The organism is Aurantimonas sp. NFXS3 (assembly GCF_049132005.1).
Taxonomy (GTDB): Bacteria; Pseudomonadota; Alphaproteobacteria; order Rhizobiales; family Rhizobiaceae; genus Aurantimonas; species Aurantimonas coralicida.
Genome location: NZ_JAGDDZ010000001.1, coordinates 522,415 through 536,710, shown reverse-complemented (window position 1 = coordinate 536,710; position 14,296 = coordinate 522,415). Strand labels below are relative to the sequence as shown.

At 65.4% G+C, this 14,296-nt stretch carries 14 protein-coding genes; 8 read left to right on the top strand and 6 right to left on the bottom strand.

The features are described from left to right. Window positions 1-144: 144 nt before the first annotated feature. Entirely contained in the window at window positions 145-1,617 is a 1,473-nt protein-coding gene (locus J3367_RS02340; RefSeq protein WP_024348912.1) for a sigma-54-dependent transcriptional regulator, read from the bottom strand. A 179-nt stretch (window positions 1,618-1,796) separates the two neighbouring features. Between J3367_RS02340 and J3367_RS02335 the strand changes: the two genes are divergently transcribed. Beyond that, window positions 1,797-3,623: a M3 family oligoendopeptidase gene (locus tag J3367_RS02335; protein WP_024348913.1), complete on the top strand. Its 1,827-nt coding sequence runs from the start codon at window positions 1,797-1,799 to the stop codon at window positions 3,621-3,623. 44 nt (window positions 3,624-3,667) lie between these two features. On the opposite strand, the gene J3367_RS02330 is transcribed toward J3367_RS02335, so the two are convergent. After that, window positions 3,668-3,928 (bottom strand): helix-turn-helix domain-containing protein, encoded by a 261-nt coding sequence (locus J3367_RS02330; protein ID WP_024348914.1) that lies wholly within the window; start codon window positions 3,926-3,928, stop codon window positions 3,668-3,670. 312 nt (window positions 3,929-4,240) lie between these two features. Here J3367_RS02330 and J3367_RS02325 point away from each other — a divergent pair, with 312 nt between their 5' ends. After that, complete coding sequence (locus tag J3367_RS02325) at window positions 4,241-5,458, top strand: hypothetical protein (protein ID WP_421460118.1); 1,218 nt, start codon at window positions 4,241-4,243, stop codon at window positions 5,456-5,458. A gap of 201 nt (window positions 5,459-5,659) precedes the next feature. Here the strand turns inward: J3367_RS02325 and J3367_RS02320 are convergent, their stop codons facing one another. After that, window positions 5,660-6,649 (bottom strand): small ribosomal subunit Rsm22 family protein, encoded by a 990-nt coding sequence (locus tag J3367_RS02320; protein WP_024348916.1) that lies wholly within the window; start codon window positions 6,647-6,649, stop codon window positions 5,660-5,662. Between the two features lie 203 nt (window positions 6,650-6,852). Between J3367_RS02320 and J3367_RS02315 the strand changes: the two genes are divergently transcribed. Continuing rightward, window positions 6,853-8,298: a homospermidine synthase gene (locus J3367_RS02315; RefSeq protein ID WP_024348917.1), complete on the top strand. Its 1,446-nt coding sequence runs from the start codon at window positions 6,853-6,855 to the stop codon at window positions 8,296-8,298. A gap of 180 nt (window positions 8,299-8,478) precedes the next feature. On the opposite strand, the gene J3367_RS02310 is transcribed toward J3367_RS02315, so the two are convergent. Beyond that, window positions 8,479-8,673 (bottom strand): hypothetical protein, encoded by a 195-nt coding sequence (locus J3367_RS02310; RefSeq protein ID WP_162142636.1) that lies wholly within the window; start codon window positions 8,671-8,673, stop codon window positions 8,479-8,481. A gap of 86 nt (window positions 8,674-8,759) precedes the next feature. Between J3367_RS02310 and J3367_RS02305 the strand changes: the two genes are divergently transcribed. The 3 genes from J3367_RS02305 to hemH all read left to right on the top strand — a co-directional run bounded on the left by J3367_RS02305 (window position 8,760) and on the right by hemH (window position 10,956). Continuing rightward, on the top strand, window positions 8,760-9,206 hold the full coding sequence (locus J3367_RS02305; protein WP_024348918.1) for a nuclear transport factor 2 family protein: 447 nt from the start codon (window positions 8,760-8,762) through the stop codon (window positions 9,204-9,206). 159 nt (window positions 9,207-9,365) lie between these two features. After that, complete coding sequence (locus tag J3367_RS02300) at window positions 9,366-9,737, top strand: hypothetical protein (protein WP_024348919.1); 372 nt, start codon at window positions 9,366-9,368, stop codon at window positions 9,735-9,737. A 157-nt stretch (window positions 9,738-9,894) separates the two neighbouring features. Further along, window positions 9,895-10,956 carry a ferrochelatase gene (hemH, locus tag J3367_RS02295; RefSeq protein WP_024348920.1) on the top strand — a complete coding sequence of 354 codons (1,062 nt, stop codon included), beginning with the start codon at window positions 9,895-9,897 and terminating at the stop codon, window positions 10,954-10,956. 112 nt (window positions 10,957-11,068) lie between these two features. Here the strand turns inward: hemH and J3367_RS02290 are convergent, their stop codons facing one another. After that, a complete protein-coding gene (locus tag J3367_RS02290) occupies window positions 11,069-11,467 on the bottom strand; it encodes a response regulator (RefSeq protein WP_024348921.1) in 399 nt (132 codons plus the stop codon). Window positions 11,468-11,791: 324 nt separating this feature from the next. Here J3367_RS02290 and J3367_RS02285 point away from each other — a divergent pair, with 324 nt between their 5' ends. Both J3367_RS02285 and J3367_RS02280 read left to right on the top strand, forming a co-directional pair. Then, on the top strand, window positions 11,792-12,799 hold the full coding sequence (locus J3367_RS02285) for an SPFH domain-containing protein (RefSeq protein WP_024348922.1): 1,008 nt from the start codon (window positions 11,792-11,794) through the stop codon (window positions 12,797-12,799). A 5-nt stretch (window positions 12,800-12,804) separates the two neighbouring features. Further along, window positions 12,805-13,251 carry an NfeD family protein gene (locus J3367_RS02280; protein WP_029702595.1) on the top strand — a complete coding sequence of 149 codons (447 nt, stop codon included), beginning with the start codon at window positions 12,805-12,807 and terminating at the stop codon, window positions 13,249-13,251. A 15-nt stretch (window positions 13,252-13,266) separates the two neighbouring features. Here the strand turns inward: J3367_RS02280 and J3367_RS02275 are convergent, their stop codons facing one another. Further along, window positions 13,267-14,250, bottom strand: coding sequence for a KpsF/GutQ family sugar-phosphate isomerase (locus J3367_RS02275; protein WP_029702596.1), 984 nt, complete (start codon window positions 14,248-14,250; stop codon window positions 13,267-13,269). Between the last annotated feature and the right edge of the window lie 46 nt (window positions 14,251-14,296).

The following is a 14,296-nucleotide window of genomic DNA, read 5'->3' as shown; positions in this document are numbered from 1 at the left end:
CATGAAGATGACAGTCAGCGAACTTTCTCCCGATTCTGCAAGAAAAGCGTTAAGGCCCGATTAAGCTTACTCGCCGGGATAGTGGTGTTTCGGCGTGAAATCAACGCCTTGCCGGATGGGAAGATCTTGACCGGCGCAAGCTGATCAATCGGCGTCGATCTTGTATTCCCGCATCTTGCGGTACAGCGTCGACCGCCCGATTCCCAGCCGCCGGGCGATTTCGCTCATGCGGCCATGATACTGGGCATGGGCCAGCCGGATCAGGTCGGCCTCCACCTCCTCGACGCGCCGCACTTCGCCATTCTGGTCGCGCACCGCGAAATCGGCGGGCTCGGTGCGACCGTGGCCGTTGGATATCGGCGCCGGGTCGCCCGGCGCTCCGGTGCCGTGGCCACCATGGGACGCCGCATGGGGGGTCGCCTCCGCCTCGGCAGGCCCGGCCGCGATCAGCGCCGCGATCTGCGGGAAGTCGGCCGCCGTCAGGCTTTCGCTCTCGCCCAGCACCACCGCCCGGTGAATGGCGTTCTCCAGCTGCCGGATGTTGCCCGGCCAGTCGTAGCGCTGCAGGAGCGCGATCGCGTCGGCCGCCAGGTGCCGGACCGGCGATTGCGGCTCCATCGCCACGTAGCGGTCGACGAAGCGGCGGGCCAGCTTGGCGATCTCGCTGCGCCGCTCGCGCAGCGGCGGCACGGTCAGCTCGAAGGCGTTCAGCCGGTAATAGAGGTCTTCGCGGAACCGGCCGGCCGTCACCCCGGCCGCCAGATCCCGGTTGGTCGCCGAGATGATCCGCACATCGGTCTTCACCGCCTGGCGCCCGCCGACCGGGTCGATCACGCCGTCCTGCAGCACCCGCAGCAGCTTCACCTGCGCCGAGGCCGACAATTCGCCGACCTCGTCGAGCAGCAGCGTGCCGCCATTGGCCTCCGCGAACTTGCCCTCATGCGGCTGGCCGGCATCGGTAAAGGCGCCCTTGGCATGGCCGAACAGGATGCTCTCCACCAAATCGCCGGGCAGCGCCCCGCAATTGACCTTGACGAAGGGCGCCTTGGCGCGGTCGCCGCCGGCCTGGATGGCGCTGGCCAGCCATTCCTTGCCGACCCCGGTCTCGCCCGAGATCAGCACCGGAATGCCCGAGCGCGCCGCCTTGGCCGCCGCCGCCAGCACCGGCCGCAGCGCCGGCGAGGCGTCGCCCTGATCGAGCCGCACGGTGCGCGCCTTCGACGTGGTCCGCCGCGTCGCCGCGCCGCGCATCTTCAGCGCGCTGTCGATCACCGATTTCAGCTTGTCCGGCGACACCGGCTTAACGATGAAGTCGAAGGCGCCGGCCCGCATCGCCTCGACGACGGTGTCGATCGAGCCCTTGCCGGTCTGCACGATCACCGGAATGTCGAGATTGCGGCGCCGCATCTCGGCCATGACCTCGCTGCCGCCCTTGTCGGGCATCATCAGGTCGAGGATCACGGCGGAGATTTCGCCCGGCTGGTGCGCGTCGAGCGCCCGCAACGCCGCGAGGCCGCCGTCGCAGGTCAGCGGACGCAGGCCCATCCGGCCGATCTGGGCTTCCACCAGACGCCGTTGAATGGGGTCGTCGTCAACGATAAGTACTACGCGGTTCATGTCAGCCTCCAGTCTCGTCTTGACGCGAGAACGACCCAAATTGACACGCACCGCTAAAAAGCGACTGAACGAGAATGGGCAAAAAAGTCCCAGCAATTTCAGTCGAATTTGATCCTTTCCGACGACCGTCCGGCGACCCGCGCCGGCCGGTATTCCCGCCAAGCCATGAGATTGTCCCGATGACGCATTCTGTCCGACCGACCTTTTCCGCCGCCGAGACGGCGGTCGACGCCACCGGCGCCCTGCCGGAATGGAATCTGTCGGATCTCTACCCGGCGATGGACAGTCCCGAACTGACACGCGACGTCGAGCGCGCCCGCGCCGATGCCGAGGCGTTTCAGGAGCGCTGGCGCGGCCGGCTCGAGGAAGCCGCCAGGGCCGAGGACGGCAATCTTGCCGCCGCCGTCGCCAGCTTCGAGGCGCTGGAGGAGCTTCTCGGGCGGATCATCTCCTATGCCGGGCTGGTCTATTCGGGCGACACCTCCGACCCGGCGCGGGCCAAGTTCTACGGCGACATCCAGTCGGTGGTCACCGACATATCGTCGCGCCTCCTGTTCTTCCCGCTGGAGCTGAACCGCATCGAGGATGCCGACATGGACGCGGCGATGGACCGCGATCCGGCGCTGGCCCATTACCGGCCGTGGCTCGTCGATCTGCGCCTCGACAAGCCCTACCAGCTGGAAGACCGCGTCGAGGAGCTGTTCCACGAAAAGGCGATCACCGGCCGCGGCGCCTTCAACCGGCTGTTCGACGAGACGCTGACCTCGCTGCGCTTCACCGTCGACGGCGACGATCTGGCGCTGGAGGCGACCCTCAACATCCTGCAGGACCCGGACCGCGAGAAGCGCCGCAAGGCGGCGAGCGCGCTGACCAACGTGTTCAGCGAGAACCTGCGCACCTTCACGCTGATCACCAACACGCTGGCCAAGGACAAGGAGATCTCCGACCGCTGGCGCGGCTTCGAGGACGTCGCCGATTCCCGCCATCTGGCCAACCGGGTCGAGCGCAATGTCGTCGACGCCCTGTCGCAGGCCGTCACCGACGCCTATCCGTCGATCTCCCACCGCTATTACGCCATGAAGGCGAAATGGCTCGGCCAGGACGTCCTCGACTACTGGGACCGCAACGCGCCGCTGCCCGATTCCACCCGCCGCGACATCTCCTGGGACGAGGCCCGCCACACGGTGCTGTCGGCCTATTCGGGCTTTGCGCCGGAAATGGCCTCGATCGCCGAGCGCTTCTTCACCAATGACTGGATCGACGCGGCGATCCGCCCGGGCAAGTCGCCGGGCGCCTTCGCCCATCCCACCGTGCCGAGCGTCCACCCCTATGTACTGCTCAACTACATGGGCAAGCCGCGCGACGTCATGACCCTCGCCCACGAGCTCGGCCACGGCGTCCACCAGGTGCTGGCCGGCCGCCAGGGCGCGCTGATGGCGGCGACCCCGCTGACGCTCGCCGAGACCGCCTCGGTCTTCGGCGAGATGCTGACCTTCCGCTCGCTGCTCGACCAAGCGACGACCAAGGCCGAGCGCAAGACGCTGCTCGCCTCCAAGGTCGAGGACATGATCAACACGGTGGTCCGGCAGATCGCCTTCTACCAGTTCGAGCGCGCCCTGCACGAGGAGCGCCGCGGCGGCGAGCTGACCACCGAGCGGATCGGCGAGATCTGGATGGACATCCAGAAGCGCAGTCTCGGACCCGCATTGCGTCTCGGCGACGGCTACGAGACCTACTGGACCTACGTGCCGCACTTCATCCACTCGCCGTTCTACGTCTATGCCTATGCCTTCGGCGACTGCCTGGTGAACTCGCTCTACGCGGTCTACGAGAACTCTGAGGCCGGCTTCCAGGAGAAGTATTTCGAGATGCTCAAGGCCGGCGGCACCAAGCACCATTCGGAGCTCCTGCAGCCCTTCGGCCTCGACGCCTCCGACCCGGCCTTCTGGTCGCGCGGCCTCGCCATGATCTCCGGCTTCATCGACGAACTGGAAGCCATGGACTGAGCCACCGGACAACGATCGCAAACCAGCGCCGCCGGGCCTCAAGCTCAGGCGGCGCTGTCGCGTTCCAGACGCTGGCGCATGCCTTCGGGATCGTCGTAGATCACGTCGATGACGTGCCGCACGAAGCTGTCCGGCGCGGTCCGCCCCTGCTCCCAGTTCTGCAGCGTCGAGCGCGGGATCCGCAACAGGGCGGCGAAGGCCGACTGGCTGAGCCGCAGCCGGGCCCGGATCGCCTGCAGCTTCAGCGCACTGTCCAGCGGCGCCACGACGGCATCGCTCCAGTCGGGATTGTCGTCACGGGTCATTGGATCGTCGGTTAGATCGTGTCTGCTGCTTAGCATCCCCAACGATAGGATTACCAGCGCCTCTAGGCGAAGGAACGCCTATCACTCCTGCATCAGATAGCAGAGGCCCGCTACGGATGGCAGCTATCGACCTAATGGCAGCTATCGACCTAATAGAGACATTCGAGCGCAGCGCGTAGATCATCCGCTTTGTGCCCGGAATAGTCATTTGGAACGCTGCAGCTGAAGGCAGCTAGGGCGAGCATCGGCAGTGCGTTATAAATGCGGAATCCCGGGATATCGTTACCCGTGCAGACAGACCGGAGGGGCGGTATGCCCGATCAGAACGACCCTCAGCTCAAACAGCGGATGATGGCAATTGAGGAGCGGCGTGTAGCGATCGAGGAAAAACGAGAGCACAGACTGCAGGCAGAGCGCGAACGTGAACTCGGTTTGGCCGAGCGGCAAGCACAGCCCAAGCACTGGGCCGAAGCGTTCGGAAATCCATTTTTGGTTGCAGTTGTTGCAGGAATTTTAGCTTTAGCCGGGAACGGCCTAGTCGCATTCGTGAACAATATTGGCGAGTTAGATCTTGCGACGCGCAAAGAGCAGTCTGATCTCGTTCTCGCGGCTCTGGGCACCGAAGAAGTCGATAAGGTGAAGCAGAACCTCCGGCTCCTGGCTGAGGCAAAACTCATAACTAGCGATGACCGGAGAAATAGCATCCTACAATATCTTAATACACTTGAAGAAGGGCAAGGGCCGGGCGGCCTTGGACAATCCGTATCTAGAGAAACGCCTAGCGGTCTCGGATTTCTGCAGCATATTCAGCAAATGAAGTCTTTACGATATCAGCGCGCACTCGATAAAGGCCGCATGGCTATCGGGGTTGTAGGCGATGGATGGCTAAATTATCCATTGTTACTGAAAGATATCGGAGACCAGCTGTCTGAAGAATTCGCAGTATTCCGTCAAGACAATGCTGGAGAATGCATTGAATCTTTGTTGTTCCGAGAAGTACCACTGCCCTCTGATTTAGAATTCGTCTTGGTCAGCGCTGGACTGTGCGAGTTATTTGGAGAGAACGGCATAGTCGCGTCAGTCGCGCCCCCCGTAGCAGGCGAATCACCTTTGCAAGAAGCTGCTAATAGAAAGTTCGGCGCACTTGCCGCCAATTTAGCCATTATAGTTGATGGTTTGATGCTTGAGGCACCGAACGCTCAGTTTGCACTGCACGGCTACGACTACCTGCCATCAATCGTACCAAGCCACCCTCTCGCGAGTGAACTTGCCGCACGGGGTTATCAAGGCGCTGGTGCAAACGATTTGTCCCGAAGACTAATTGACGAATTCAACGATATCGCTGCAGCCTTGGCAGTCGAGCGGTCACGACTGACTTTCGTCGACCTTCGAGGGACCCTTGATCCCGAGGATTGGTACGATCAGCTGTTTCCCAGTAATGCCGGATTCAAAAAAATTACCGAGACGATCAGAAAGCGGATCGACAAGCGGACCGGCGCGACGTCTGATCAATCGCAACCACCACGATAGGACATCTGCTTGTGATCTATCAAATCATCACATGATCGTAACAAATTCACCTTTGGGACAACGTCAGCGAACAGTAGCAATTCCGCATGTCTACCATTCGCTCACAGCTTCGCGAATGGTTCGTTCCCACCCAAAGCCAACTTTGGCCTCCCGTCCCAAGCCTCGTTGTCGGCGCAGTAGATGGCCCTTGCCGCCTGCCCCTCACTCCAGCGCGTCGCCCCAGTCGAGGCGGCGGGCGGTGCGGAACAGGTCCCCCTCGCGCTTGGTGACCAGCCGGTCGCGCAGCGAGCCGTCGTCATTGCAGAGCTTGAGGGTTACCTTGCCGCTGCCCTTGCGGGCCGGCGCCAGCACCCGGGCCGCCGGCGGTGCGGCCGGCGTGCGGGCGACCGCCAGATAGGCGTATTTCTCGTCCTCGAAGGGCACCGTGGCGCTCTTGGCCAGCCGGTGGGTGCGCGTGCGTTCCACCCGCTCGGCGAAATGGCACCAGTCCGGCGTCGTCACCGGACAGGCCCTGGCATGCGGGCACGGCGCCACCAGATGCGCGCCGGCGTCCAGAAGCGCGTCGCGTGCTGCAAGGATGCGCTGCCAGCCCGCCGGCGTGCCCGGTTCGACGATGAGCAGCACCCCCGCCGTCAGCTGCCAGAGCGCCGCCATCAGCGGCGCCAGCTGCGCCGGCGCCAGTTCGTCCAGCACATAGCCGAGCGTCACCAGATCGGCCGGCGCGCGCGCTGCCAGTGCCGTTGCGAGGTCGCCGCGCACCCAGTCGACATGCAGGGCCTCGCCCGCGTCCGCCGTGTCGGCGAAACCGTCCCGCGTCAGCGCCTCGCCGACCGCCATGGCCGGCGCGCTCGCCTCCACCAGCGTTGCCCGGGTCAGCTCGGGATAGGCGTCGCGGGCCGCAAACAGCGCCGTGCCCGGCCCCGCCCCCACATCGAGCAGCGACACCGGCGCAAAATCCGGCCGCCGCCCGGCCACCGCCTCGAGGCTCGCCCGGATCGCCGCGAAGGTCGCCGGCATGCGCGCCGCCAGATAGGCCAGCACCGCCGCCTCGCCGTCCAGATGCTGGCGCCCGTCGCGGGTCTCGGCCCGGTAGCGCTGGCTCAGCCGCGAACCGGCGAGGCGCAGATCGTCGAAGGATTCCGCGTCCAGGCGGTCCGCCAGCGCCGCGCGCAGGGTCGGGGGAAGCTGCATGGGGCTGTCCTGCCTCCGCAAGAATGTCGTATCGGTCGCGCCATGAAACCGACAAGCCCGTCCCCGATAGGTCCGGCTTGCCTGCCGGCGCCCGCTTCCGCGGCGCGCTGCACACTTTCAATTGTCACGGAAACGTTCTAGCGGCTTGCCCGAACACTCCGTGACGATGACCGGCTCCGAGTTGAACCGAAGGAATTTCGCAAATGGCCAAAGAGAACCATCCGATCCACGCCAAGATCACCGGTCCGGTGGTGATGATCGGTTTCGGCTCAATCGGCAAGGGCACCCTGCCGCTGATCGAACGCCATTTCGACTACGACAAGAGCCGCTTCACGGTCATCGACCCCAACGATGCCGACAAGCAGATGCTCGACGAGCGCGGCATCCGCTTCGTCAACGAGGCGGTGACCCGCAAGAACTACGAGGAACTGCTGACGCCGCTGCTCACCGAGGGTGAAGGCCAGGGCTTCTGCGTCAACCTCTCGGTCGACACCGGTTCGCTCGATCTCATCAAGCTGTGCCGCAAGCTCGGCGTCCTCTACATCGACACCGTCGTCGAGCCGTGGCTCGGCTTCTATTTCGACGAGAGCCTGTCGAACGCCGACCGCACGAATTACGCGCTGCGCGAGACCGTCCGCAAGGAGAAGCGCAAGAACCCCGGCGGCACCACCGCCGTCTCCTGCTGCGGCGCCAATCCGGGCATGGTCTCCTGGTTCGTCAAGCAGGCCCTCGTGGATGTGGCCACCAAGGTCGGCCTGGAATTCACCGAACCCACCTTCGACGACCGCGAGGGCTGGGCCAAGCTGATGAAGAAGGCCGGCGTCAAGGGCATCCACATCGCCGAGCGCGACACCCAGCGCACCAAGAACCCGAAGCCGATGAACGTCTTCTGGAACACATGGTCGGTGGAAGGCTTCCTGTCGGAAGGCGTGCAGCCGTCGGAGCTGGGCTGGGGCACCCACGAGAAGTGGATGCCGAAGAACGCCCGTACCCACAAGAAGGGCAACCAGGCGGCGATCTATCTCGAGCAGCCGGGCGGCAACACCCGGGTGCGCACCTGGTGCCCGACGCCGGGCGCCCAGTACGGCTTCCTCGTCACCCACAACGAGTCGATCTCGATCGCCGACTTCTTCACCCACCGCAACAAGGATGACGAGGTCACCTACCGGCCGACCTGTCACTATGCCTACCATCCCTGCAACGACGCGGTCCTGTCGCTGCACGAGGTGTTCGGCGCCGCCGGCAAGTTCCAGCCGGTCCACCACGTTCTCGACGAGAACGAGCTGGTCGACGGCGTCGACGAGCTCGGCGTGCTGCTCTACGGCCACGACGCCAACGCCTACTGGTACGGCTCTCAGCTCTCGCTGGAAGAGACCCGCAAGCTGGCGCCCTATCAGAACGCCACCGGCCTGCAGGTGACCTCGGCGGTCATGGCCGGCATGGTCTGGGCGCTGGAGAACCCGGAAGCCGGCATAGTGGAGTCCGACGAGATGGACTACAAGCGCTGCCTGGAAGTGCAGTCGCCCTATCTCGGCCCGGTCAAGGGCTACTACACCGACTGGACCCCGATGACCGATCGTCCGGGCCTCTTCCCCGAGGACCTCGACGAGAAGGATCCCTGGCAGTTCCGCAACATCCTGGTGCGCTGACCTCAGCCACCACGCGTCATCGTGTTCAACCGCCGGCAGTCATTTGCCGGCGGTTTTTCTTTGCGCGCCGACTGTCGAAACGCGGGGCGACAGGCGAATCGCCCGTCCCGGCAGCACGTTTCAGGCCATGAATGGCAGAGACAACGCGTCAGCCACCGGCAAGCCGTTCTTTCGCCTGCCTTATCCCCAATTATTTTCCCATAGGGAAGCTTCTCCGATGCCATGGGCAAAATGTCGGGAAACCGGCGATTTCCACCGCTTTTTCGCAGCCTCGCCGCAAAATTGGCGCTGCGATCGTGTCGCTTGAGCAAACTTCATCACGCGGATGCCGCAGAACGAGACGCCCGGTACTTGCTTTTCCGCTTGAATATCCAAGGTTTGACCGTCCGGGTGGGAGTTTGTTGCGTCACCCGACGAAAATCGGCAGAGCGGCGCGGGCCGTTCTCCGCTCGGAGCAGTTCATGGTCGACACGGCAGTCACGCGTAAGATCGTCGAGGAAGTGATGGAAGCGGTGATGGCGGGAGCCGCGGGCTCCATCGCCCGTCACTTCGTACCCGGCGCCATGGTGTCCCAGCGCAGCAATGCCGCCATGTCGGACGCGCCGTGGTTCGGCCGCATGGAGGGCGAGTTTCGGCTGCAGGGCGAGGAGGAGGCGCGCGCCTTCTTCGACGAGATGCTGAAGCGCACCACCTACATCTCCTATGATCTGCGCGGCATCGTCTGCGAGGACGACAACGCCGCCAGCCGCTGCGACTGGACGCGCCGCGACGAGAAGACCGGCACGCTGATCACCGGCACCACCATGTACTGGTTCGCCTTCACCTCCGACGCGCGGATCCGCTCCATCGAGACCATCGGCTCGATCCATTCGGTCATTCCCCTGCGCAAGGCCGAGAAGGTCGACTGAACCGTGCCCGTGCTTGCCGTCATGACAGCCGTTTCAAATTGGGATAGCGTGGCACGCGTCTCAAAGCGTTGCGGCGGCGCGGTGCCGTCTCCACGCGAACATTGTTGCCTTAGCGGATCGGCGGTCGCCGGAGTGCCGCATCAGTATCGAGGTCGTATCATGCGCCGTATCGCCGTCACCCTCAGCCTCGCCGCGTTTGCCCTGGGCGCCTGCCAGAGCGAGCGGGCCCAGATGTCGCGGCCGCTGCCGCAGGCCGCCGCCTACCAGGGCGTCGAGGGCCGCTGGGCCTCGACCGGTGGCCCGATCGCCTACACCGCCGTGTTCCAGAACGGCCGCTTCACCTCGGCCGAGCGCGATACCAACGGTCTCCTGGCCGAGGGCAACTACACCTCGAGCGGCGCCTCGCGCATCCAGCTCAACTTCACCTCGGTCGCCCGCGGCGTCCAGATCGCGGCCAACTGCAACCACGGCGGCGGCACGATGGTCTGCACCTCCTCGGACGGTTCGACCTTCCGTCTCGCCCGCGCCTGAAAATCGGTCGCACCCTGATCGCATCGCCGGCGGTTCCAGCCGCCGGCAATCCTCCCTATATGGCCTTGCACGAGGTCGGTCCGGGCGCCCAGCGCCGCCCGGCGTGTTCTGCCGTGGACACGAGCGACCGCCCGCCACACGACGCAAGGACCTGCCGATGAATGCCCTGACCAAGACCATCGCCGAACGCTCCATCGGCCCCCTCCCCGAGGGCCATCCGCCGGTGAAGCAGCCCAAGGTCGGCGTTCTCCTGGTCAATCTCGGCACGCCCGACGGCACCGACTTCAAGCCGATGCGCCGCTATCTGAAGGAGTTCCTCTCCGACAAGCGCGTCATCGAATGGCCGCGCGCCGCCTGGTACCCGATCCTCTACGGCATCGTCCTCAACACCCGCCCCAAGAAGTCCGGCGCGGCCTATGCCGAGATCTGGAACAAGGAGCGCAACGAGTCCCCCTTGCGCACCTTCACCCGCGCCCAGGGCGAAAAGCTCGCCGCCCGCATGGCCGGCGATGCCGGCGTCGTCGTCGACTGGGCCATGCGCTACGGCAAGCCCTCCATCGCCGAGCGCACCGACGCGCTGATGGAACAGGGCTGCGAGCGCATCCTCGTCTACCCGCTCTATCCGCAATACGCCGCCTCGACGACCGCCACGGTCAACGACAAGTTCTTCGAGCACATGATGGGCAAGCGCTGGATGCCGGCCGTGCGCACCGTGCCCGCCTATCACGACGAGCCGGTCTATATCGACGCCCTCGCCCGCTCGATCGAGACGCATCTGGCGACGCTCGACTTCGAGCCGGAGCGGGTGATCTGCTCCTATCACGGCATTCCGCAGAGCTATTTCCGCAAGGGCGACCCCTATCACTGCCATTGCCAGAAGACCTCGCGGCTTCTCGAAGAGCGGCTCGGCTGGCCCAAGGGCCGGCTGATGACCACCTTCCAGTCGCGCTTCGGCCCGGAGGAATGGCTGCAGCCCTATACCGACAAGACCGTCGAGAAGCTGGCGCAGGAGGGCATCAAGGACATCGCCGTCCTCAACCCCGGCTTCGTGTCGGATTGCCTGGAGACGCTGGAGGAGATCGCCGGCGAGGCGGGCGAGATCTTCCACGAGGCCGGCGGCCGGAACTTCGCCCATATCCCCTGCCTCAACGACAGCGAGCCGGGCATGGACGTCATCGAGGCGATGGTCCGCCGCGAACTGCGCGGCTGGATCGACTAGTCGCCGACGCGCAAACGGCCCCGTTCGGCAAGCGAGCGGGGTCGCGCATCCGGCGCGGTCTCCAGCAATGTTTTTAAGAGGAATGCGGCGCCTTGCGGGTGCCGCGGCCGGGCTAGATGCTGAGGCCTTCGCTCTGCATCTGCGTCGCCGCGTTCAGCGGCCCGATCAGCCAGGTCTCGGCATAGGGCTTGTCCACGAAGCCGATCGGCCGAGCCGCCAGCGCCTCGGTCACCATCGCGTCGCCGATGCCGGCGCTGACGAAGAGCGAGGGAATGTCGTGCTCCTCGCGGAGCCATTTCGCCACCGCCACGCCGTTCGGTCCGCGCCGCAGCCGGACATCCACCACGGCGACATCCACCGCGCCGGCGGCGATCTCGTCCATGACCTCGAAGAAGTCCTTGGCAATGCCGACGACCTCGTAGCCATTGTCCTCGAGCATGACCCTCAGATCGATGGCGATCAGAAGCTCGTCTTCGACGATGAGAACCCGGTGTCGTGCCAGTCGCGCCATGCCATTCCCTTTCGTCAACCGGGAAAGGAAGCGCAGATCCCCGGATCGGTTCCCTCCCGTTCCGGCATTATGTGTATTTTTATGGAACACTTGGCGAACGTCGGCAGGCTTTGCACAGATTTCGGCAAAACCGCCACACGAAGACCATCAGGTGACACGTATGACGTGTCGGTCGCGGCCGTTTATACTAAGCAAAACTGACATCCCAGATGCGCCTTGCGTTCCGCTTCCGTCTCCCCTGATATGCGGCCATTGCCGGATGCGGCCCAGCAGGATGCGGGACGGTCACGGCAGCGGAGGTTTTTCATGTTCGCAGGCGATTTCCTGTCGGGAACGGGCATCCTTGTCCTCGTCGTGCTGTTCGTCGCGGTGCTCGTCCTCCTGTCGACGATCAAGATCGTCCCGCAGGGCTACAATTACACGGTCGAGAATTTTGGCCGCTACACCCGCACGCTCACCCCCGGCCTCAACATCATCGTGCCCTTCATCGAGCGCGTCGGCCGCAAGCTCAACATGATGGAGCAGGTGCTGGACGTGCCGACCCAGGAGGTGATCACCCGCGACAACGCCTCGGTCGCCGCCGACGGCGTCGCCTTCTACCAGGTGCTGGACGCCGCCGCCGCCGCCTACGAGGTGTCCGGGCTGGAGAACGCCATCCTCAATCTGGTGATGACCAATCTGCGCTCGGTCATGGGCTCGATGGATCTCGACGACCTCCTGTCCAACCGCGACGCGATCTCCGAGAAGATCCTGCGGGTCGTCGATCAGGCCGCCAACAGCTGGGGCATCAAGATCACCCGCATCGAGATCAAGGACATCAACCCGCCCAAGAACCTCGTCGATTCCATGGCCCGGCAGATGATGGCCGAGCGCGAGAAGCGGGCCGAGATCCTCGAGGCCGAAGGCTCGCGCAACGCCGCGATCCTGCGCGCCGAGGGCGAGAAGCAGTCGCAGATCCTGCAGGCCGAGGGCCGCCGCGACGCCGCCTATCGCGAGGCCGAGGGCCGCGAGCGCCTGGCCGAGGCCGAAGCCACCGCCACCCGGCTGGTCTCCGACGCCATCGCCGCCGGCGACGTCCAGGCGATCAACTACTTCGTCGCCCAGAAATACACCGAGGCGCTGGGGAAGCTTGCCTCCGCGCCCAACCAGCGCGTCGTCCTGATGCCGCTGGAGGCCTCGTCGCTGATCGGCTCCATCGCCGGCATCGGCGAACTCGCCCGGGCGACCTTCGGCGACGACGCCACCGCCGGGGCGCGGCCCCAGGCCGGCCCCACCGCCGGCAAGTCGCGCACGCGGGTTCCCACCGCGCCCTATGGCGGCAGTGAGGGCTGACCGACATGCCTGAGGTTCTGATCGATTACGGCTGGTGGATCCTCGGCCTCGTGCTGCTCGCCCTCGAGGTCGCCGCGCCCGGCGTCTACCTGCTGTTCTTCGGCATCGCCGCGCTGATCGTCGGGATGAACGTCTTCTTCCTCGGCACCGGCTGGTTCGGCTGGGAGCAGCAGATCATCGCCTTCGTCATCCTGTCCGTTGCCGCGGCGCTGCTTGGCCGCCGCTGGTACGGCAACAAGAGCGTCGCCGGCGATGGCGAGCGGCTGAACAGGCGCACGGCCCGGCTGGTCGGCCGTCAGGCCGTCCTGACCGAGCCGATCGTCGACGGCCGTGGCCGGATCGCGATCGAGGACAGCTGGTGGAGCGTCACCGGCCCGGACATGCCGGCCGGCGGCCATGTCCGGATCACCGGCGCGGACGGCTCGGTGCTGGTGGTCGAACCCGCGCCCTGAGGACGGGCGGGCTCGTCAGGCGACGCCGATCCGCAACAGGTCGTGCATGTGGACGATGCCGACCGGACGCCGGTCGCGCACCACCATCAGCGCCGTGATGTTGGACGAATTGACGATCTCCAGCGCCTTGGCGGCCAGGGTCTCCGGCGTGATCGTCTTGGGGTTGGCGGTCATCACCGTGTCCACCGTCTCGGCCAGGAGATCCGGGCCGAGGTGACGGCGCAGATCGCCGTCGGTGACGATGCCGATCAGGCAGCCGCCCGCATCGACCACCGCCGCACAGCCGAAGCTCTTGCGCGACATCACGATGATCGCCTCGGCCATGGTCGTGCCGGAGGCCACCAGCGGCAGCGCCTCGCCGACATGCATCAGGTCGCCGACATGGACGAGGCTGGCGCCCAGCTGCCCGCCGGGATGGAAGACGTGGAAGTCGCCCGGCGTGAAGCCACGCCGCTCCAGAAGCGCCACCGCCAGCGCGTCGCCGAGCGCTGCCTGCAGCGTCGTCGAGGAGGTCGGCGCCAGGCCGTGCGGACAGGCTTCGGCCACCCGCGGCAGGAGCAGCGCCACATCCGCTTCGCGTGCCAGCGTCGAGCCCGGCCGCGAGGTCATGGCGATCAGCGGCAGCTTGAAGCGCCGCGTATAGGCGACGATGCCCTTCAGCTCCGTCGTCTCGCCGGACCAGGACATGGCCAGCACCGCGTCGTCACGGCCGATCATGCCGAGATCGCCGTGATTGGCTTCCGACGGATGCACGAAGAAGGCCGGCGTGCCGGTCGAGGCGAAGGTCGCGGCGATCTTCGCGCCGATATGGCCGCTCTTGCCGACGCCGGTGATGATCAGCCGGCCGGTGATGCCCGCGATCAGGTCCAGCACCCGCTCGAACGGCTCGGCCATCTCGGCCTCGAGCAGCGCCGCCAGCGCGCGCAGGCCGTCCGCCTCGGTGGTGACGGTGCGAACCGCCGACTGCGAACCGGGTTTCGAGGCGGTGGGCTGGGGCATGGATTGGGCGATCACGACGCGGGGAATCACTGTTTTGTTGCAAGAT